This is a genomic window from Microcystis sp. M061S2, from assembly GCF_020245605.1.
Lineage (GTDB): Bacteria > Cyanobacteriota > Cyanobacteriia > Cyanobacteriales > Microcystaceae > Microcystis.
Genome location: NZ_JADBUP010000008.1, coordinates 1 through 19991 on the forward strand (window position 1 = coordinate 1; position 19991 = coordinate 19991).

31 protein-coding genes are annotated in these 19991 nt (G+C 37.9%); 26 read left to right on the forward strand and 5 right to left on the reverse strand.

Annotated elements, in window-relative coordinates; genetic code table 11:
* Positions 1 to 423: 423 nt before the first annotated feature.
* Positions 424 to 747: a hypothetical protein gene (locus tag IM475_RS01140; RefSeq protein WP_287726404.1), complete on the reverse strand. Its 324-nt coding sequence runs from the start codon at positions 745 to 747 to the stop codon at positions 424 to 426.
* A gap of 217 nt (positions 748 to 964) precedes the next feature.
* Between IM475_RS01140 and IM475_RS01145 the strand changes: the two genes are divergently transcribed.
* The 5 genes from IM475_RS01145 (at position 965) to IM475_RS01165 (ending at position 3132) form a co-directional block, all read left to right on the forward strand.
* Positions 965 to 1162, forward strand: a complete 198-nt coding sequence (locus IM475_RS01145; RefSeq protein ID WP_287726406.1) for a hypothetical protein — start codon at positions 965 to 967, stop codon at positions 1160 to 1162.
* 48 nt (positions 1163 to 1210) lie between these two features.
* Positions 1211 to 1540, forward strand: coding sequence for a hypothetical protein (locus IM475_RS01150; protein WP_287726408.1), 330 nt, complete (start codon positions 1211 to 1213; stop codon positions 1538 to 1540).
* Between the two features lie 60 nt (positions 1541 to 1600).
* Complete coding sequence (locus IM475_RS01155) at positions 1601 to 1864, forward strand: hypothetical protein (protein ID WP_287726410.1); 264 nt, start codon at positions 1601 to 1603, stop codon at positions 1862 to 1864.
* 51 nt (positions 1865 to 1915) lie between these two features.
* Positions 1916 to 2374 carry a hypothetical protein gene (locus IM475_RS01160; RefSeq protein WP_287726411.1) on the forward strand — a complete coding sequence of 153 codons (459 nt, stop codon included), beginning with the start codon at positions 1916 to 1918 and terminating at the stop codon, positions 2372 to 2374.
* A gap of 71 nt (positions 2375 to 2445) precedes the next feature.
* Positions 2446 to 3132 (forward strand): hypothetical protein, encoded by a 687-nt coding sequence (locus IM475_RS01165; RefSeq protein WP_287726413.1) that lies wholly within the window; start codon positions 2446 to 2448, stop codon positions 3130 to 3132.
* Between the two features lie 269 nt (positions 3133 to 3401).
* Here the strand turns inward: IM475_RS01165 and IM475_RS01170 are convergent, their stop codons facing one another.
* On the reverse strand, positions 3402 to 3641 hold the full coding sequence (locus tag IM475_RS01170) for a helix-turn-helix transcriptional regulator (protein ID WP_287726415.1): 240 nt from the start codon (positions 3639 to 3641) through the stop codon (positions 3402 to 3404).
* A 264-nt stretch (positions 3642 to 3905) separates the two neighbouring features.
* Between IM475_RS01170 and IM475_RS01175 the strand changes: the two genes are divergently transcribed.
* From IM475_RS01175 to IM475_RS01275, 21 genes are all read left to right on the forward strand, one after another.
* Complete coding sequence (locus IM475_RS01175) at positions 3906 to 4091, forward strand: hypothetical protein (protein WP_287726416.1); 186 nt, start codon at positions 3906 to 3908, stop codon at positions 4089 to 4091.
* Positions 4092 to 4100: 9 nt separating this feature from the next.
* A complete protein-coding gene (locus tag IM475_RS01180) occupies positions 4101 to 4451 on the forward strand; it encodes a hypothetical protein (RefSeq protein ID WP_287726418.1) in 351 nt (116 codons plus the stop codon).
* 8 nt (positions 4452 to 4459) lie between these two features.
* Positions 4460 to 4645 carry a hypothetical protein gene (locus IM475_RS01185; RefSeq protein ID WP_287726419.1) on the forward strand — a complete coding sequence of 62 codons (186 nt, stop codon included), beginning with the start codon at positions 4460 to 4462 and terminating at the stop codon, positions 4643 to 4645.
* 78 nt (positions 4646 to 4723) lie between these two features.
* The gene (locus IM475_RS01190) at positions 4724 to 7093 is read left to right on the forward strand and encodes a VapE domain-containing protein (protein WP_287726421.1); all 2370 of its coding nucleotides are present in this window, start codon (positions 4724 to 4726) and stop codon (positions 7091 to 7093) included.
* Positions 7074 to 7346, forward strand: a complete 273-nt coding sequence (locus IM475_RS01195; protein WP_287726422.1) for a helix-turn-helix domain-containing protein — start codon at positions 7074 to 7076, stop codon at positions 7344 to 7346. Before IM475_RS01190 ends, IM475_RS01195 begins: the two co-directional genes overlap by 20 nt.
* Positions 7347 to 7350: 4 nt before the next feature.
* Complete coding sequence (locus tag IM475_RS01200) at positions 7351 to 7734, forward strand: hypothetical protein (protein WP_287726424.1); 384 nt, start codon at positions 7351 to 7353, stop codon at positions 7732 to 7734.
* 149 nt (positions 7735 to 7883) lie between these two features.
* Positions 7884 to 8930: a hypothetical protein gene (locus IM475_RS01205; RefSeq protein WP_287726426.1), complete on the forward strand. Its 1047-nt coding sequence runs from the start codon at positions 7884 to 7886 to the stop codon at positions 8928 to 8930.
* 106 nt (positions 8931 to 9036) lie between these two features.
* Positions 9037 to 10848 (forward strand): methyl-accepting chemotaxis protein, encoded by a 1812-nt coding sequence (locus IM475_RS01210; protein WP_287726427.1) that lies wholly within the window; start codon positions 9037 to 9039, stop codon positions 10846 to 10848.
* A 386-nt stretch (positions 10849 to 11234) separates the two neighbouring features.
* A complete protein-coding gene (locus IM475_RS01215; protein WP_287726429.1) occupies positions 11235 to 11891 on the forward strand; it encodes a hypothetical protein in 657 nt (218 codons plus the stop codon).
* Positions 11892 to 11904: 13 nt separating this feature from the next.
* Positions 11905 to 12681, forward strand: a complete 777-nt coding sequence (locus IM475_RS01220; RefSeq protein WP_287726431.1) for a hypothetical protein — start codon at positions 11905 to 11907, stop codon at positions 12679 to 12681.
* Complete coding sequence (locus IM475_RS01225) at positions 12681 to 13067, forward strand: hypothetical protein (RefSeq protein WP_287726432.1); 387 nt, start codon at positions 12681 to 12683, stop codon at positions 13065 to 13067. Before IM475_RS01220 ends, IM475_RS01225 begins: the two co-directional genes overlap by 1 nt.
* Positions 13064 to 13270 carry a hypothetical protein gene (locus IM475_RS01230; RefSeq protein ID WP_287726433.1) on the forward strand — a complete coding sequence of 69 codons (207 nt, stop codon included), beginning with the start codon at positions 13064 to 13066 and terminating at the stop codon, positions 13268 to 13270. The genes IM475_RS01225 and IM475_RS01230 overlap by 4 nt, the downstream gene beginning before the upstream one ends.
* A complete protein-coding gene (locus IM475_RS01235) occupies positions 13248 to 13637 on the forward strand; it encodes a hypothetical protein (protein WP_287726434.1) in 390 nt (129 codons plus the stop codon). Before IM475_RS01230 ends, IM475_RS01235 begins: the two co-directional genes overlap by 23 nt.
* Complete coding sequence (locus IM475_RS01240; RefSeq protein ID WP_287726435.1) at positions 13609 to 13776, forward strand: hypothetical protein; 168 nt, start codon at positions 13609 to 13611, stop codon at positions 13774 to 13776. Before IM475_RS01235 ends, IM475_RS01240 begins: the two co-directional genes overlap by 29 nt.
* Positions 13764 to 14327 carry a hypothetical protein gene (locus IM475_RS01245; RefSeq protein ID WP_287726436.1) on the forward strand — a complete coding sequence of 188 codons (564 nt, stop codon included), beginning with the start codon at positions 13764 to 13766 and terminating at the stop codon, positions 14325 to 14327. The genes IM475_RS01240 and IM475_RS01245 overlap by 13 nt, the downstream gene beginning before the upstream one ends.
* Entirely contained in the window at positions 14327 to 14788 is a 462-nt protein-coding gene (locus tag IM475_RS01250) for a hypothetical protein (RefSeq protein WP_287726437.1), read from the forward strand. Before IM475_RS01245 ends, IM475_RS01250 begins: the two co-directional genes overlap by 1 nt.
* A gap of 17 nt (positions 14789 to 14805) precedes the next feature.
* Positions 14806 to 16080, forward strand: a complete 1275-nt coding sequence (locus IM475_RS01255) for a choice-of-anchor R domain-containing protein (protein WP_287726438.1) — start codon at positions 14806 to 14808, stop codon at positions 16078 to 16080.
* A gap of 46 nt (positions 16081 to 16126) precedes the next feature.
* A complete protein-coding gene (locus IM475_RS01260; RefSeq protein ID WP_287726439.1) occupies positions 16127 to 16393 on the forward strand; it encodes a hypothetical protein in 267 nt (88 codons plus the stop codon).
* Positions 16386 to 16751, forward strand: coding sequence for a hypothetical protein (locus tag IM475_RS01265; RefSeq protein ID WP_287726440.1), 366 nt, complete (start codon positions 16386 to 16388; stop codon positions 16749 to 16751). The genes IM475_RS01260 and IM475_RS01265 overlap by 8 nt, the downstream gene beginning before the upstream one ends.
* A gap of 534 nt (positions 16752 to 17285) precedes the next feature.
* Positions 17286 to 18377: a site-specific integrase gene (locus IM475_RS01270; RefSeq protein ID WP_287726441.1), complete on the forward strand. Its 1092-nt coding sequence runs from the start codon at positions 17286 to 17288 to the stop codon at positions 18375 to 18377.
* Positions 18371 to 18814: a hypothetical protein gene (locus tag IM475_RS01275; RefSeq protein WP_287726442.1), complete on the forward strand. Its 444-nt coding sequence runs from the start codon at positions 18371 to 18373 to the stop codon at positions 18812 to 18814. The genes IM475_RS01270 and IM475_RS01275 overlap by 7 nt, the downstream gene beginning before the upstream one ends.
* Before the next feature lie 361 nt (positions 18815 to 19175).
* Here the strand turns inward: IM475_RS01275 and IM475_RS01280 are convergent, their stop codons facing one another.
* The 3 genes from IM475_RS01280 to IM475_RS01290 are packed head-to-tail and all read right to left on the reverse strand — an operon-like array spanning position 19176 to position 19792.
* On the reverse strand, positions 19176 to 19394 hold the full coding sequence (locus IM475_RS01280; protein WP_287726443.1) for a hypothetical protein: 219 nt from the start codon (positions 19392 to 19394) through the stop codon (positions 19176 to 19178).
* A 29-nt stretch (positions 19395 to 19423) separates the two neighbouring features.
* Entirely contained in the window at positions 19424 to 19603 is a 180-nt protein-coding gene (locus IM475_RS01285; protein ID WP_287726444.1) for a hypothetical protein, read from the reverse strand.
* A 48-nt stretch (positions 19604 to 19651) separates the two neighbouring features.
* Complete coding sequence (locus IM475_RS01290) at positions 19652 to 19792, reverse strand: hypothetical protein (RefSeq protein WP_287726445.1); 141 nt, start codon at positions 19790 to 19792, stop codon at positions 19652 to 19654.
* Between the last annotated feature and the right edge of the window lie 199 nt (positions 19793 to 19991).

Below are 19991 nucleotides of genomic sequence, written 5' to 3' on the forward strand. Positions count from 1 at the left end.
ACTGATAACTGATAACTGATAACTGATAACTGATAACTGATAACTGATAACTGATAACTGATAACTGATAACTGATAACTGATAACTGATAACTGATAACTGATAACTGATAACTGATGACTGATAACTGATAACAATCACACTTAAATTAAATTTTGTGAGTACGAATCATCAGAGATCGATGCTTCCAGTCTACCGATTTAGCGGCTTTATCTTTCGCCAAAAACCGGCAAGATTTTAAAAGATTCTCATACCCTCTAGTATTTGGGGGAAAAAAATCTTTTAGGCGAGAATCTGGAATACACCGACGATTAAAGTTCACAAAACCTTTTTTGTGCCAACGGCCTTCATGATCCTGAACTGCAATTAAAAACCTCATAAGATTTCTCCTAATGCCGGCTAATATTAGCCGGCTAAACTACTTTATTGATTCATGATCTTATTTAGAAGCGATTCTAAATCGATCTCTGATTTGGAAGCAGCCGGGGTAGGAATAGGGGTAGCTTGTACATCTATAATTTTTTCTGGCAAAAGATCGACCACTGCTTTAAGTTGATCTTTCGTCATATCCCCTTGCTCATAAAGCCGTAAGGCTTGTTCAAGAAATCGCCGGCGATTATCGTCATAGCGCTGTTTAGCCTCATACTTATCCAGTTCATTGAAAAAGTAGAAAATCCCATCAATCACTTGAGGATTGAATACAGATAAGAAACCCTGAATGATTGGATCGCGTGCTAATGGGTTCATGATGATATCCTATTGGGTTGTCGTGGTACGGATGAACTAGATAATATACTTTATATCTTAGCCCTATACATATAATATATTCTATTATTCTGGGTATGTCAATAGGCTATATATTACAATATCTTATATGGTTATATAATATATTATAATATATAGCCCATTGACAGATACAATATAAGATATTATATTATAGGTATAGACAGAAAGGAGTACATTCATGACAAATATTTCAATATGCAGTTCTTTAGAGCTTGCAATCAATCAAGCTAAAGACCTACTAAATGCTTATCCGGGCGTAGGTATAGGAATCAGAGAGTCTGTTACTGGTTGGGGTTTTGTTGTCTTTAGTCCTTTGGATAAAAAAACTTTTGAATGTTTCACAGGACTAACAATTAAATACCAGATACCAGTCTAATGATCAAGTATTCAGTTATCAGCAAAAATCAAGACTAGGAGTAGAAAAATGTATATAAATTTAAGTCTCACAGAAGCTATTAGCTTACTTATAAGCGATGACAATGCCGGCTGGTCCTGGGACGGCGCTGAAGCTTTAGCCAAATATCTAGAAGACTTAGAGGATAGCCTTGATAAGGCCATCGAATTTGATAGAGTCTCTTTTCGCTGTGAGTATTCAGAATACTCTAGCGCGCTCGAAGCCGCCCAAGATTACGGCTTTACACCCCCAAAAAATGAAGATGATGATGAAGAAATAGAGTCGGCGGCCATTGCCTATCTTGAGGATCAGACTACTGTGATTAAGTTTAGTACCGGCGTAATCATTCAACAGTTTTAATCAGTTATCAGTTATCAGTTATCAATTATCAGCGATTATCAAGTAATTAGGAGTAAAACAATGATCGAGTTTTATTGGGATGGAAAGTTAATCTCACGACATAGAACTAAAGAAAAAGCTTTCGAAAAAGCTTACGAGTACCACAAAAAGCAAGGATTTAAATGTCGCCTAGGTATGAGTGATTTTCGGGATACAAAAAATAACAGTTATGGACTATTTCACGAGTTTTATTCGTGGTTCCATGCCCCATTGGTATTTTTTGAAAGAGAATGTTTATTGTTAGATTCTCATAGCGAGTCTTTGCTTGAATTTGATGATCTATAAACATCAGTTATCAGTTATCAACCGAATTCTAAACTCATTAGGAGTAAATCGATGAAGCTATCTACTCTCAAAAAAAAGCTATCTCAATTAAATGCAAAATTGAGATTATTTCTTAGATGGAATACGGCTAAAGGTATCTCAAATTATGGCAGTCGCAGAATACGCGATACTATTTTTCAAATTCTCAAGCTAGAAAGAAAAATCGAAAATTTAGAACAATCTCAACCATTGCCTATTAAACAAAAAACTGTATCGCTCAAAGAAAATTTTAATAAAAAACCTAACTCAAAAATCTTCAAGGCATTTTTAAATAAATTTGAGAATTGTACTATCAGCATCCCAGAATTTAACGAAGATGATGAAAATCCTTCTAAATTATCAATAAAGCACATATCGGGGGAAGTTTCCATCATTAATTATCAAATTTGGGGCAAACAGAAAATGCCAGAAATGTCCTCACAATTACATGGATTGTATGCAGCCATAGGCGCGGTTCTTGCCACAAGATAATATAAATATATTATTGCATATTATCTATCTTATGCTATACTATACCATACTATCCATACAATCCTTTAATTATGGCGACCGTACAATTTTCATTGACCGCGCAACAACTTGAGATATTACAAAGACTCAGCAATCCCGGCGAATCACTCAATTTAACGGCTAAACGAGTCTTGTCGTCGATATTGGTAAGGAGCAATACTTCACGCAATATCGATTTGGAGGAACCCGAACCCGAACCGACACTAGACACAGACCTAACATCAACAGAATGGCACTTGAGACGACTTGACGATCGCATCAAAGCAATAGAGATCGGCATAGAAGCCGATCTCTACCCTGATATAGAGGAATATCGCAGCCAAACGATCGCTGAATTAGAGGAGCGAATCGAAAAGCTTGAGGCCGATAAGCGTGATCAAGATAATCGATTTGGGATTCGCTACGAATCTCTTGGGGAGCGAATCGAAAAGCTTGAGGCTGAGATAGAAATACTTACCACCCTAACAAAACAACCGGCAACGCCTAACAACGGCGAATTAGTAATCTTTCTCGCTGATTCAGAGGGAGGGCCGATCCAATTCTGGTCCGGCCAAGTGTGGGTGGACGATCTCGATCTAGCCTATCGATACAAAGCACAGCGGGCGTTAGCCCTCACCATGGATAAATTGAAAAAACGGAAGCTCCCCGGGAACGGCTCCCCGGGAACGGCAATCGCATTCGCCTCGATAGAAAATTTGCTGGAAAATGGCAAGTCGTGAAAAAGGTTTTAAAAGCAGCGTTGTTTACCGTTGTCGCCGTTGTAAGCCGCACTGTATAAGGGGTGTGGCTTACAACGGTGTAATCCCTTTTCTTATAATAAAAAAAAAAAAATAGATTGAAAGCCTTATGCAGTAAAGGATTCAAAGCGACAACGCTACCGACAACGCTACCGACAACGCTACTGACAACGCTACTGACAACGCTGCTCCAACGCCACCAAAAAAAGCGACCCGCAAACGGATCGCCAAGAAGGACAGGAAAAACTTAATTAATTTAAATCATCGGGTAAATCGGCAAAACCAAGCCCAATTTTAGCCATTTCTCGCTCTAGAGCCTTGATCTGAGCAATGGTAAGGGAAGGACTCCGCGAGGTTTCCCATCGGGCCACCGAAACTCGATTGGCTTTGATCGCCCTTGCGAATTCCTCTTGAGTTAATCCTAGTGCTTGTCGAATCTGCTTCAAAATATTTTTTTCGGAATCTAGCTTGACTTTTGATAACGCTTCCATTATATAATATCTGTAACCAATGGTTACACATTGGGGACATGAAAACTAGGCGACTATTCCCTGACCAAGAACGCGATCGCCTAATTCTTTAATCTCCTGTGGATGGTAGTCCGAGGGGGATTAAATCAATTCTAATCGAAGTTAATGAAAGTTAAAAGAGGGTAATAGCTATGGCTTGTTAATGCTTATGGGGTTCGCGATTTTCTCCTACGTATATGTGTTGGGCGGATTTCCGCCTTTTTTTCGCCATGAAAGGATAAATCAATGAACGATCAAAAATGTTGGTTTCTGACAGTTGAGCCGGGCAGCGACTTTGACAAGCTTTTTCAGGAATGGCTCGAAGATTTTCACTTTAAAAATTTTGCCAGCGAGAAAGTAGTCGAAGGATTTATTAGCTGTGATTCCAGTGATGATTATTTTCCAGATGACGAGAAATATTCAAGCGTATGAAAGGAAAATATGAAAGGAAAAATTTTAGAATTTAGGATCGGGGGATTACTAATAACTATAGAAAGCTTCGATCATTTATTTTTATTTTCGTGCGATGGAAGCTTTTGGCCAAAGCTTTGCGCGATTGGCCTAGGCGGGGTGTGGAACGGACAAGACTTCTTTTTTCCTTCTCATCAAGCATTGATCCATTTTTGCTTTTTGAATGGATTCTTTGATTTTCTTGATAGCCATTTGTACGAATTTGAGTATCAAATGGAGCGTGCTAGAGCTAGAATGCGGCCTCCCCCTCCTTCTTTTTCTCTAAGTGATTTTAATCCAATAGAATTATCCGATGAAGAACTGAATGCAATCCCTTTTTAGAGGTAAAAATGTCTAAATCGAAAATCGACAAACAAATCGAAAAAGAAGAAAAAGAGTACAATTTTCGGCGCGGTCTTGCCGCAATGCAGGAGCGTCGTCGCTCTTTAGAAAATTTACAGCGCGTCAAACAACAACATCAAGAATATGTAGCGCGGCATGGCCGCACTTGGCTAAATCATTCCCACAAACACTAGAGCAGCAGAAAGCCCTTGCAGATTATGGGGCAAGGGCTTTCATCCGTCTTTCATTCACATTCACCTCTTTATAATACCATGAATACTTTATATCCGCAATCTCTTCTCGAAAAACTTCCTGATGATCGGCATTTGAACGAATGGATTAATTCTGGGGTATCGCCCGAAATAATTTCCTCTAATGTGATCTCATGCAGTGGTGATAATGCCTATGAGCGCCTGCTTTACGGCTTAGATAAATCCGAGCGGACTAACTCAGGCCGGCTCCGGGAAAAATGGCTTAAGCGATACGATCACCTCGATCACGGTGGATGGTGGTGTAATGGCATCGATCTGATCACCCTTGAGGATTCCCAATGGGGATGTTTCAAGCCCGATCGCCCAAAACTTAATCGAGGCAAGGCTTTAAAATATGAGGCTCCCCCCAATTGTCGCGCCGGGATTTTTGCTTTGAAGGTAGAGGCGAAAGCCCTAGAAAAATTCCCCGAATGCCCGAAAGATCAGAAATTTTGGGAGTGGGTGCTAGAGAATCCTATCCCCATAGTGATTACCGAGGGGGCGAAAAAAGCCGGGGCTTTATTGAGTGCCGGCTATGTTTCCATAGCCCTATCAGGAATTTACAATTTTGCCGATGATAATCTCCTTAAGCCGGAAATCTATAAGCTAATTCGGCCCGGAAGGGAGTTCATCATCGCTTTTGATCAAGACAAGCGATGGAATGTTAAAAATAATGTCACCGCGGCCTTGAAAAAGCTGGCCGAGCAGCTTCAAGACTATGGGGCGACGGTTTCCGTCCTCAATTGGGAATTCGAGGATGGTAAGGGCATTGATGATTTTATCGCTTTCAATGGCCCGGGAGAATTTTCTGAATTAATCGAAAATCGGCTAGAGATAGCTGAATACTTAGAAAATCACGGGCAACCTTACCATTGTCAAAAATTGGATCAATTTGCTAAATTTCTCGATACTCAGATCAAAAATCTAGAATACAATCTCCTGACCGAACGGATCGAGTGGGACGGTAAGCCTATAGAGCTATCTGGTGAGCTGCAATTTCGATTACTTCATGAATACAATGTGATCGCAAGCGAAAAAATGATCATCAATGGCTTTCTTTACAAGGCCAAACAAAATGCCTACCATCCAGTACGGCGATATTTAGAGGGATTGGGCAATCTTTCCCCGATAAGTATAGATGATCTCTCGCGGCGATACTTTGGTACTGATGATTCTTTCTATGATTTATTGGTAAAAAAGTGGCTGATCGGAGCCGTGGCGAGGATTTTTCAACCGGGTTGTCAGTTTGACAACGCGCTCATTCTACAGGGTGAACAGTGGGCCGGAAAATCCCAGTTTTTTAAGGTTTTGGGTGGGAAATGGTTCGACGATTCATTCGGATCTAATCTAGAATCTGCAAAAGCCCTAATGACCTTGCATCAGGGCTGGATTCAAGAATGGCCGGAATTCGATAAGATCACCGGAAAGCAAGATTTTAACGCAATCAAAGCCTTCCTGACCAGACAAAGTGACAACTTTGTAAGGCAGTACGGCCGAGAATCAATTGAACATCCTCGGATGTCAGTGATGGCCGGCTCGATCAATCCGTCGGCTTTCCTGAAAGATGCTACCGGAGATCGGAGATTTTGGGTGATTCCTTTGGCCAAAGGGTGGCTCGTGCCGACGGAGCAGCTTCGGGCCGAAAGGGATCAGATATGGGCCGCAGCCGTGGCCGCTTATCGGGCCGGAGAGAGCCGCTATTTAAGCCGTGAGGAGTACGAAATTCACAAAAAAGTAAATGAGCAGTTTCGCGATAGTGATATTTGGTTGTCTGCCATTGAAAATTGGCTTATTGATCGAGAAATTCAACGTTTTTCAATCGAGCGAGTATTGCTTGAGTGCTTAGGTTTCACTATTGATAAAATAGATATTAGGAGTCGCAATCGGGTGCGGGATTGCTTGATTTCTCTAGGATGCACGCCATTGGGGAGTCGTCGGGAATCAGAATATGATGGGAAGGCTCGCCGGGTGTGGCAATCTCCCGAAAAATTTCCCTCTCAAGTAATAGATGAGCCTGACAACGGTGACAACGGTGACAACGGAAGCAACAACGGTAGCGTTGTCACCCAGAACCCAGTCCCAGAGCGGATTACAACGGTGACAACGCTTGACAACGGCAAAAAAGCAAACTTTTTTCAATCTCAAAACAACGGCAAAATTCCTGATCCTGATTTTGTAGAGGAAGCCGAGGAATCCTACGAGGCTGGGCTCATTCGCGAGATTGGCTCGATCTTTGATCGATTGGAATGGGATAAGGGAAAACGATCAGATTTTTTGATTACCCGATATGGGGGGGGGGATTTAGAGGGATTATCCCGATCGGACTTGATCGATGCTGCAGATTTATTGATTAAAATAGAGGAAAACTTAAATGGAAAAAAAATCTCTTGATGATGTATTCGAGTTGATGGGGACTGAAAATCCTGTAGAAGTGATTCCCAATTCTCGTGATAATGCGAGAGTTGATTGGAGAACAACAAGAGAAATCGCCGAAAATTTAGGTGTATCTAAATATAAGGTGCTAAAATGGGTTCGCTCCGGAGTATTTCAGGCTGGTGTGCATTATCGAAATATTTCTTTCGATAAAAATAGACCGACTTACAGGTTTGATCTAGAAAAAATTGATCAATTATTTGAGGGCTAATAATATGGGTGTATCACCGAGTTTTTTAGGATCCAATACTCAAGCGGGTTTAGGGAGTGCAATCACACTATCTCCCACTAAACGGTATTTAGTAGTTGATTGGGAAGATGTAAATCAGGCTATTAATTCGGAGGCTGCAACTCCTGACAATTTAGAGGATTGGATAGCGGCGATCAATTATGCGCTGGTCGATAAATCTCTGGCAGATACTAATCCTCAGACAGGGGGGAAAATTACAGCAGGCCGCCGATTTGTGACTCAAGTAAATGGGAAAGGATTAGATAATGGAAGTTTTGAATCGGGCGTGGATTTAGTGGCTTATCAAATCACTACCACCATTTACGCGCCTGATCCCTCTCCCGCACGCCCTCCCGCAACTAATCTCTAATGCCGTATGCTGCCCCCTTAATCAAGCCGACTCTCTCCCCTTTGCGGCCTCCGTCGCCCCTTCCCTATCGGCCGCCGGGTTCAAATCGGCTGCCCCCGACTCAAACCGCGCCCATCTATCAGCCGCCTGATTTGTTGCCGCCTACAGGATTGGATTTAAAAGGAACAATTTGTATTTATTCTAATGCACCCGTTTGGGAGCTAAAAAAAATTCGATACAGGTATCCGGGGGAAGCTTGGAAAGAAATAGCGGGAGAAGAATATTCTTTATTAGAAGAAGAAAATGATTGGACTGAACTTCCTTTGGTTATTTATCAAGTTTTCTGCCGAGCGAACTCTTGGTGTTTTGATTCTCCGGGGGAGCAAATTTTAGGATGGTTTCTGGTAAGTGGTGGATTTACAATGCTTCCCGTGAGCTTTGATGCCTTTCTATATACTCCGGAAGGAGATAGAATAAATATCGCTGGAAATGCTTTTAGAGCAAATGATCAAAATGGCAATCGCCCTAACGGTAATTTTGCGGGAAGTGACCACACTGGAATGTGGGCAGAATATCCCCCATATTCTGGGTGCGCGGGAGAAAAAATTTGTACGATTGGTATTTGGAATAGTAATCCAAAATCTCAGTATTGCGAGAAAGCACCAAATGAATTTTATGAATTTAGAGTTTTCGGTGCACAACCAATAAGCGCAGGAAGTTTTCAAATCACTCGCGTCGTTCGGCTTTCTGATGGGCAAGAAATCCCCCCTAGAAATGAATGCACTTTTAAAGTATTCAATATCTTTAATCAAGAAATTCTATCAATCACCCGCGAAACTTGCCCAGAGGTGATCGTAGTACCTGAAAGATGCTATTTTAAGGCTGAAAATGAGAGATTAGTTAGAAAAATCAATATTAGTTTTTTTCAAACTTTAAAAACTGAATATAGCGGAAATTGTGTTACAGTTTTGCTTGAATCTTATCCTTTCCCTATTCCTATAGAAGTTTTTAAAGAGTGCTCGGATAATCCCAATTGTCCGCCGCCTCGAATTCGCTTTGATCAAAAATGCGAAGAAAAGTGTGAGCAATGCCCCCCGGGAACTACCGTTAAAGTATTATTGGGAAATCGGATCGCTTGTGTAAATGCTTTTGGTTGTGTCAAAAAAATGATCAAATATAAACCGGGGTGTAATGTTTATGATTGTATTTGCGGCTAATTTTATTTTTTTATTGATGATCAATTATTTAATTTTTACGGGAAAATCAGCAAAAAATGAATTGATTATACTCTGCCAAAAATTTATATTTTATATCTGATAAATCATGACTAATTGTGTTTTTAAAGGACCAAAAGGAGATCCAGGTCAACCCGGGAGAGACGGTCTTAAAGGAGATAAAGGAGATAAAGGAGATAAAGGAAGCAAAGGCGACAAAGGAGATAAAGGAGATAAAGGAAGCAAAGGCGACAAAGGAGATAAAGGAGATAAAGGAAGCAAAGGCGACAAAGGAGATAAAGGAGATAAAGGAAGCAAAGGCGACAAAGGAGATAAAGGAAAAGATGGAAAAAATGGAAAAGACGGAAAAGACGGAAGAAACGGAAGAGACGGAAGGGACGGAAGAGACGGAAGGGACGGGAAACCCGGGGGAAAAGGAGAAAAAGGAGAAAAAGGAGATTCCTCTGATTCTAAGCCAATCAGTTGCGGATTATCTTTAGCTTTTAATCCTATTTCGTGTATGTTGACTGCAATATTAAGAGTCGATAAATGCTCAATTTCTACCAGTGTTAGTATGCTTTGCAATATACAAAGAATAATTGATGAAATTCAAAATACAAGCCGGGCAATTAGTTTACAAGCTGGTAATAATCACACTCAAAATATTAGTAAATCTCAAGAAATACTAAATGAAATTTTAAAACTTGACTTTGATTGTGATAACGGCTTAACTCAAATTGTGCCTACTCTTAATTTAATAAATAATAATGTTAGCGCAAATCTTAATCTGACTACTCAAATTAATCCTAAAATTGATATAGTTAATACAAATGTTATTGATGTAAAATCCACGGTCGTCACTGCTAATCAGAATATTCTATCAGTAAAAAGTGATTTGTCGATTATTTCTCAGCGAGTGCTTAATTTGATTTTAAGCGTTTCTCAAATAAGCATGACGATTAATTCTTTGGCTTTTTCTATTTCAAATATTCAGTCGAAAATTGATAGTATTAGTTTAAACATTGCAAATATTAATAATGTGCTTGCAAATATTCAAACTAATCTAAACTTAGTTTTGAATGCAACCAATACTATGTCAGCAAATGTGACTTTAGTTTTAAATTTAAGCGAAATTATTAACAACAATACAAATACTATCTTAAACTGTTGCGAGGAAATCAAGCAAATTTGCGGAGGCGGAGGCGGAGACCCTGATCCTCCTTTGCCTTCAGAATTTGATTTTGTCGATATTATTTGCATTGATTGCTCCGATCCAGATGGGCCGGATTGCCCCCCCGACGCTACGCCCCAAGAAAAAGAGAGAGGTTATCGAGAAAAAGAAATTACTCTTGATGATCCGATGAAAGCTTTGCAGTTGATTAATGATCAGGTAGCATTATTACAGCGAAAAATTTGCCCTGCGGATGATGATCAAGATTGCATGGTATTACTTCCTGATCCGTCCCTTCCCCTCACCACTAGAGGGCATTATTTGTTATTCTCTTGGGTATTAGAAGAGAATCCGAACGTTGCAGTTTATCAAACCACTAGCCAACTGCGAAACCCTATAGATGCCTTGCGGGTTGCGGGTAATCATTGGGAACAATACTTTAAGCCAATTTATAAGATAATCGGAAAACAATATGGCAGCTATTTTTCGGAAGAAAACAACGGAGAACCTTTAATTAAAGGTTGGTTTTTAAATATTGCCGAAGCTAATAGATTTTTTAATCAAATGCGAACCTTGACCAAAGATACACCTAGAAATGAAGGAAATCCCCGCTTTCCTCTTGTCACTAACGCCGTTGTTCCGATTGTGAACATAGGTAAAAAGTTAATTCTTAGAAAAGTCTGTTACGGATTTTATAATGAAGGCAGCTTTACAAAAGTGCATTCATGGCACAGACCTAAAAATGGCTAAAACATCACGAAACAGACACGGATTTCATTCTTACGGGGGGAAATATGCTCATCCTTTTGAGACAAAACGAAAATCCATTTTTGCCCATCGAACCCACCAGCGCGATATTAATAATCTCGATGGCGTGACTGTGTGGACACCTATTAAGGATTATCAAGTCTCTAGATTTGTGTCTTACGATCAGGTTTTGTATTTCGCTCGAAGGAAGTGGATCGCGGTGACTTCCTGTAAAAGTAGGCTATATATCTGTGAACTTTGCCCAGATCAGATAAATTATCACTTGCAGTTCGGCTGTGTATAGTGACAACTATAGTTCTCACTATAGGCTAGTGTTTGCCCTTTCGTGAAAAAGCTATTAAGCTAAAAGTATCGAGAGGCAAGCAACCATGATCTTTTTGCAGGGTAATTCCAATCAATCCTATAATCCCAATTCTGTACTAATCCCCCTAATCTCTTTAAAAGAATATGGATTAAAAGAATCAGAGTGGGAAGATACTCTAAGAAATCGACAAAAGGCTATTTTAGCGGTGTTAAAGCTAATTTGCGTCACTCCTTTTGTCAGCATTTTGGGATTAGAAAAACCTAGCAAGCCCTCTCAGTCCACCCCATACCCAAATAGGATCAATACTACCTATGTTTTAACTCACATTCAACAAGGGGATCTGCTGAAAAATACCCTGTCGGATTTCCCCCTTCCCTCTACTGGAATAGGCGGATTGAGACTTGAAGATGTCGTCGGAAAATCAGGAAAATACAATAATCTGATCATTCCTTTTGAGGATATTTACCCAGAAGGCTATCAAATTAGTGCTGAAGATAATCGATCATTTTTTAGTGCTTTTTTTCGATATTTGATTTATAGCAAAGATATTGCTATCCGATCCGCTTCTATTCCTTCGGCAGTAATTAAAAAATCAGCAAGCACGCCCAGAATAAATGCTTTACCAGATAGAAAAGTATCAATTGAAATTACTTATTCTATTACTTTTCAACAAAGCATCACGCAATCAGACAATCTTGATTTAAATTTTGTAACACAATAAGGAGAATTGATTTATGGCTCTTGTAAGATCGGATCGAATGATCGGTACTTATACGGACGACTTTGGGACTGAGTATCCAAATTTAAATGTTAAGTTTGGAGATGATGTTCCTAATGCCGTCGTTCAGCAATTGTATGCTACTAGAACCGATGAGGTGAATTGCGGTGCTGTCGGTTTATTTGTCCCTCGCGCTTTGATTGCCACTTTTACTAATGGCAATATTCATCGATTCCCTTTGGCCTCTCGTGAAACTGCTGATATCGAAGAAGCAGTATTACTTTTAAAATCAAATAATGCGGCCTGTATCGATCTAGAAGGGGAAAGTTGGAATTTAGTGCCTCAAACTTTTTTTGCCGGAGCGACCTTCCGAACTTCGCCTTTTACTGATATCCCTTCGGCCAAAGTACAAGAATCAGTATCTTTCGATTACACTCCCGATATTCAAGCTTCTGGAAATGTACGATTAAGCACTCGAATCGAAACAGCGCCTACTGCTTTAAATGCTTGTCAAAAATCAGCTTTAAGTGACGTTGAGGTACAGGGCGGGGGAATATGCAGCGGCCGGTCACTTGGAATTTCTCCACGAAAATATATTATTCAAGCAGTAGCTCGAAAATCAGGCGAAACCGCCGCTTCAAAGCCTCGAAGGGTAAGTAGAAATGCAATCGTTTCGGATAAATCAGCAGCTACGATTAAATCTCAAATTGATGGGATTGCTCCTTGTGCTTATTGTGTGGGTTATCGAGGAGAAAGCGTTAAAAATGTGCATTTACTTTTTAACGAACCTTAATGACGATTTATCGAGGTATTTATCAAAGTGATTTAGGCTTAAGCTTGCCGTCTATTAGATTGGAAGTTTACAGCGTGATCAATGGAATCCGATCAGCCACAAACGATAATTTTGATGCTGATTATTTGCCTCAAGTTTATAAATCTCATGTCGAAAGTGTGCCACCGCGATTTAATTTGTGCGATTTTCCTTTAGGTAGAGTCAGATATGCAAAATTATTTTACAACTCTACTGATTACCTTCGCGTTGATCTACCTTTTACCCCTGGAAGTAACAATTATGAGCAATTTTTCACGGATGTTTTTGCTAATTCTTTAATCTTTTTCGTAGGATTAGAGGGTGAATTAATATCTGATGACTTTTATCTTAGGAGATTTGTAGCGTGAAAGCTAGTTTAATTGAAGGAGTAATTAAATTTTCGTTAATCGTTATTGACGAAACTAAATTAAATCATGTTGAAGAAACGTTGGCGAGTATTTCTTCCGAAGAAATTTTAGATTTTTTACCTGCGGGGATAATTGTCAAGGATTTTGAGTTAGATCAAGAATCTCGCGAGGTTTCTATAAATGTCAGTGAAACCACCAGCTAGTTATCGTAAAGTAAGGCGAGTTGCTTTGCTTTACGATATGGATTTATCTGGCAAACAGACATTAATTCGCGTTGATTTGATCATTCAAAGCGCGGATTTAATTATCACTCCTGTAGTTTCGCTTTACGAAGCTAGATTTACTCAGGATAATCCTAATGCTTTGGCTGCTAGAGGTTTCGATCCGCGTCAACTATTAGCGTGTTTTGAAATTCTAAATAAAATAGTAAATAGAACTATTTTTAACCCATACAGACCTTCGCATTCTAATCACAAAGGATTAATTAATGAACTGTACAATTTATCAGAAATTAAAACTTTAAAGTACACAGGAGAAAGCCATGAGCGAGATTACCAGCGATTTAATTGATTTTTTAATTAATTCAATTTTAAAAGAAAAGCCTTTGTACACTGACGAACAATGCTTAAATATCGCTCTAGAAATAATTAAAATTAATTTTCCTATTTGTGCTTCAAAATATGTCAGAGGAGAGCCGTGGAAACTATAGTAATTTTTGACAAAAATGTACCTAGCAATCAAGTCGTTAAATCCAATCCTTTTAAAAGAGGGCAATCTTTAATTTTTGAATCGCCGGGATTGCCTAGCGATGAATCTATAGAATTTGGATTATCTATAGTTGGTTCGTTCCCTTTAATAGGATCATTGAATCAAGAAAAAGTCCTGCCAGTAACTTTTTTAGATGGTAATTTTAATCTTTTAGGCAATACTTCCGCAATTGCTTATTTACCGCGTGAAATTTCAGAAGCTGAAATTGATTGTTATTGCTATTTACATAGTACCATTCCTTTTAATCTTAGAATTTATGTCATCAAATCTGAAATCACACAAGAAAAAATTTATAATGCTATTAAGGAGTTTCAAATACGAGAAACTATATCGGATACAGCGCAAATTATCAATGAAATTAATCAAAATGCAGCTATTGCTTTATTAGGAGCTTCTCTCGCTCCTCTGACTCTAGGAGCTTCTCTCACGGTTGAACCTCCATTATTAACCGGAACTTCTGCTCTCACTCCCTTGTTATTAGGAGGTATATAATGGCTTTTCAACTTTCAACTATTCCCGCCGGCCAAGTTACTTTGCGCGGTTTTGAAGAAAATGGATTGCACAAACACGCGCAAGGAATTGAAACTTTTTATCAATTAGCTAATTCAAATAATTTACTGGCCAATCAAGAAATAATCTGGGAAATACCTGTAAATTTTCAACTGATGTCTATTTGGATGAAACTTATTGAAGTTCCTAGCGAATTAGCTAAAAGTACAATTTTAATTAATTTGTTAGGATCAAATAATAATTTTGTCGAAGCAATTGCATTTAATTTGAAAGCAAAGCAATTAGATAATCAAAGTCTTTGGATAGGATGGGAACCGCCATTAACAATTTTCCCAAAAGAATCAATCCTAAAAGCAAAAACCACAGTCGCTGTCGAAGGCATTTTTTTAGTAGGTAAAGAATGCTATTTTAATTCAGTTATTCGTGGATCTATAATTCAATAACAAACCAAGGAAAGACTATGCTTAATTTTAATTATTATGATCAACCCGGAACCGCTTCTAGTGCTGGTGTTTTTATTCCTCGCGATAATATTGCAGGATTAGTTGAAGATGAGGAATTAAATATTTATCAACCCGCCATTATTAAAGATTGTAAATTTTTATCAGGATTTTTAATTACTTTAGAATCAAGTGTCTTTGTTAATACGGCATTAGGATTAAGTATTGAAAAAAGCAATTTAATAGGAGGAGCAGGAGGGGTTTTTAATCAAATTTTTTCGATTAATATTGCCGAAAGTGTAGATTACAGTACGAGAATCTTTTATTCTATACCAACTCCTATCATCGGAGCCAATGTCGGGCTAGGTGCGCTTAAAATTATTGATGTTTTCCCCAGTGCTGCATCGGTATCAAATCAAGGAGCAATTTCAACGGCGGGAATTTTAATTCCGCACAGTGAACTTAATTTCTATGGCGCAAGTTCTCAAAATCCTAATAGCGATTCCCGCCAATGGTTTGCGGCTGTGATTCGATATTTATTCGATAAAATTACAATTCGCGAAAATACCACGACCGAGCCTTTTTCTGCTTTAATTGGAAAATCGCTTGGGAATTTTAATCGATTTTCTTTGCCTACCAATGCTTTAGATTCTACCAATCCCACAACTGGGCTTAATCCAGTAAAAGTAATAGATACTTATAGCAGAATTATTGAGTTTAATATTCAGTATGCGTTAAGTGAAAAAACCCAGACTTTTGATGTTAGAAATCATCTTAATCCACCTGTCAATATTCCTATTATTACTTTTGTTGATAACTTGCCTCCAGTAACAATCTCAAAGGATTTTGGAATAGCAATAAATTTAAATCAGTGGGTAGCTTCAACTTTTGTGACTGGTAATAACAATGTTTATAGTCTTAATTCAATTAGTCTTCGATTTCGAGCAGACACTTTATCTAACAATTTGATTCTTAGTCTTCATAGCGACAATGCAGGAGGCGTTGGTAATCAAATAATTGATTTTGTTAATCCAATTTTTAATACTGGAATTATTGATAATTACCTTTTTACTCTTACAACTCCTCAACCATTAACTTCTAATACTACTTATTGGTTAATCGCCAAAATTTCAAGCGGAGAAGGTGTATATTCTTGGCGACTTACCGATTCTACAGACCAGATGGGACAATTTGGTTGGTTGATTGGAAATTTTTCTTATAAAAGTAATAATCAAGGGCTTACATGGGATTCACTTTCTGAATTTGTTACTCAATTTAGTGTTAAAGGATCGTAAAATATAAAATTGCAAAGATTCAGATAATTTTAAAATAAAGTAAAACATGAAAATCTCTTTTAATGATACAATAGCATTAAGCGGTTTCGTTTTAGGTATAATTTCTATGGTTAGTGCTTTTGTTTTTTGGTTAGTTTCGCTTAGTTACAAAATAACTAAATTCATTTACGGGATAAAAGCAGATGTAGTAGAGATTAATCACGCTAAACAGCGCATAGAAGATGCTATCGCTTTAATAGGCAAAGATATTGAACATTTGAATCGTGTAATCTCTAGAGAATTTCCTCAATATTTTAACAACCGTCATGAATAAACAAATTATTAGAAAAGCATCGGAGGGAATTTTTATATTGTTCTGGATCGACAATTTAGGCGAAGTGATTCCAGATAGTTTGATCACTTTAGATTTTAATCCAATAATCAAATCGGCAAATTTGATTAAGGATTTTGCAATTTGCCATTATCAGGCACGCCCTAAAGGATTAAGAAAATGGGGAATTTTCTATGCGGATGATTATTTTTCGGTAGAAAGAATTAGTTCGTCGGTTCCTTACGAATCAACCTGGCTGGATGAAACAAATCTTAATTTTCCCCCTAATGCTACTTTGATCCATCGAAATTGCCAATTAATTCTTAATCAATTTGAAGCTACTCTTAAATCAATTTCTTAAAATTAATAAAATTCAAAAGCGAAGCACTTACCAAAGCAACTTTTTAGGCTTCTTTGTTTATATTATCTATATATTATCTATATATTATCTATATATTATCTATATATTATCTATAGATATACAAAAATCATTGATTTTAATCCTAATTTAGTCCTATAATTTAAAGAAGTGATTAAATCGCTTGCACTGTAAGTAATTTTTAAAATTAATCAGGGGACTAATAAGCCCCAGAAGGTGATTTATGCCAATGGATCGAAGTCGCTACCCAAAAAACTGGAACGCGATCGCTTTGAAAATTAAAGAGACATCAGATTGGAAATGCCAAGAATGTGGACTTGATTGCAAGCGTACAGATGAACCACTTGATCGATCATCTAAGGCTAAACGAACGTTGACGGTGCATCATCAAGATTGCGATCCTTCTAATAATCACTCCAGCAATTTAATTGCTTTGTGTAGTGCCTGTCATTTGAAGAAACACGTTGGCGGGCGAGGAAATGTGAGCAGAGGGCAATTACCGCTTTTTAAGAAGCAATGACAACACTCACAGACTGGATCATTAAAGCAAATGATCGGCTTAAGACCGCAAAAATTGGAGTAGCGATCGAACTCCGAAATGATCGGCTTTGCCTTCGAGCCACCCTCCCCCCCAAACCGGGAAAAGCGGGCGGTCCGCATCAGCAAAGAATCTCTTTAAGGATTTTTGCTAATGTTGAGGGGTTGAAATTTGCTGAGAGCGAAGCCCAAATAGTCGGGGGATTATTAGCTCAAGGTCGTTTTGATTGGTCGCGATATATTGAGCCTAATCAATCATCAGAGACGATCGCTTCTTGGATTGAAAGACTAAAAAATCAATATTTTTCGGAGCGTCAAGAAAACCCAACAACTCTAGAAACTTGGCATCATGAATATTTTCGACCTTTATCTTTACTTCCAAAAGATAATTTTTTAACTGAAAAATGCCTAAAAGATACTTTAATTGAATTTACCGAACCTAACAGCCGATCACGCCGGCGATACGCCTTGGCTTATGCCAAAATTGCCGATCTTGCTGGCATAAATCACACCCTGCGTGATTTAGTCGGGGATTATGCTTTTAAGGCTGTATCACCGCGATCCTTACCTTCTGATGAATTGATAGGCAAAAGCTTCGAGCTGATCACTGATCAAGCTTGGCAATGGATTTATGGGGTGATGGCCGCTTATGGATTGCGAAATCATGAGGCTTATTTTTTGGATTTTGAAGATTACCCTATTGCTTATATAAATCGGGGGAAAACAAATGAGCGCTATATCTGGCCGCTCTATCCTGAATGGGCTGATCAGTGGGGATTGATCAATATTTCTCGGCCAGATTGCTCCGGGAATACTAATAGTGTTTATGGCAATCTGATCAGCAAAGGATTTAAAAATCTAGAAATACCCTTTACCCCCTACAATCTCCGGCATTGTTGGGCGCGGCGATCTTTGGATTTCGGCATGGATATTACCATGTCTTCTAAAATGCTCGGACATAGTACAAACATTCATGCAGAAATCTATAGACATTGGATAGATCGAGAATCTTTTAATCGAATCTACCAGCGACTTATTACTCATCCTGATCGTCCTTTACCACCATGTTAAAAGCTAAATATTGGATCACTTCTGGTTTACTCTTAATTGTTCTTAATTTTATGGCTTTTGTGGCTTACTACATAAGCCAAGCTTTAATGCAGATATTTGATCCTTTTAAAGAATGGATTCTATATTATCTTTTTTCTTTAATTTTAACTTTATTCGTAAATTTTGCAATACTCTGCTATTTTCATCTTTGGCTAAGAGAAAGAAAAATCAAAATAAATCTTGATTGGCAAAGCGTAAAAAGTGCTTTATTGACCACTTTAATACTTTTTATCTATTACAATACAATCATTTTGATTAATTTTTATTCTAAATATTTTATAAATGTAGATATTATGGCAATTTATCATCGCTTAACACCGATCATAATTATCTATTTTCTTGTTTTTTTTAGTTTTTTCTATTTTCTTTTTGACAATTTTAAATTAATCAGAAAATGATATAATAAATAGGTTAAAGTTTATAGAAGTCAAAATAAGCGAATTTACAAAATATTCTGACAGATTAACAGAGGATAACCTAGAAGCGGGAGAAATCCTAGAATCTGCTGTATTTATAAATGAGACACTTACAGCGTGCAAAGCAATATGAAGTGATTTAAATTTAAAAGATTCAAAACAATTAAATTAAGTTTAAGTTGTTAAGAAGGCTCATAATGGTTTATAACTTGGCTCATAATGGCTTAATCCTTCTTAACAACATTTTTTTCACTTCTTAATTCCGTCCCTATCGTCATAGCTTGATTTAAACAGAGATTAAGGTTGATTGTAACACAAAACTGATAACTGACGACCAATCAACCTAATCTTCTATTTTCCAATAATTCTCCATCAAAATCGATTCGGTATTATCGCTTAATATTTCTACATCCGAATGTTCGTTAGTTTCAATCGAAGCGTTAAAAGTTTCAATCGAACCGTTAAGATAAGTATCGTGAAAAAAAGATTCGGCCTGCTTCCGATTTTTGGCTTTAATAGTTACCTCGATAGTAATTGTCATTGATCCGGTGAATTCTGGCATTTTTTTTACTCCTGATTGTTTGAGATTAATTAGCCATGCCATTCATGGCAAGTAAATTGAGATTCATTCGGAAAATCTTTGGCCATTTGTCGCAAGGCCTCATCTTCATTTTCCGCACGAATATAATATCCTTGCCGGGCTGATAGATCGGAAAAAGCACGAGCATTGGGATTGGTGCAAAGGCATCGAGTCAGTCGATAAATTTTCATTTTACTTGATGGTTTACTTGTAACTGATAACTGATTACTGATTACTGACTAAAAATAAGGTTCGATCAAAACTTCTAAATGCTTCTCATAGCTAGGGAAAACTTCATAATTAGGGTTGCCATTCTCCCATAATTCCTTGAGATTATCGACTTCATTTAAGAAGTTATCAGCATCCTCACCCTGTAACAAAATGTCATTTTTTCCGTCCGACAATCTAGATCGAAAAAAGTAAAGTCCATCTTTTTGTTGCTCTTAACATTTTAAGTGTTTACTGATAACTGATAACTGATAACTGATAACTGATAACTGATAACTGATAACTGATAACTGATAACTGATAACTGATAACTGATAACTGATAACTGATAACTGATAACTGATAACTGAT